The following is a 211-nucleotide window of genomic DNA, read 5'->3' on the forward strand; positions in this document are numbered from 1 at the left end:
GATTTGATTGTCGATACTTCGTTAATGTCATCATTCTCTAAGGTTGCTTCAAGATATAGTTTGGATGCTTTAGATGTTGATATCGCTAGTAATGATACGGCTTATATTATCTACACTTCCGGTTCTACAGGTAACCCTAAGGGGGTAAAGGTTAATCATGGTAATGTATTGAATCTGGTTTGTTCTCAGTTGTCCTGTTTCGGGATTGATG

1 protein-coding gene is annotated in these 211 nt (G+C 37.4%); it reads left to right on the top strand.

Annotated features, from left to right (window positions below; all coding sequences use genetic code 11):
- Positions 1-211, top strand: a 211-nt coding sequence (locus ACXAGJ_RS24860; protein WP_474843922.1) for an AMP-binding protein, incomplete at both ends; no start/stop codon positions are given.

The organism is Aquimarina sp. AWH4_224, assembly GCF_056160245.1.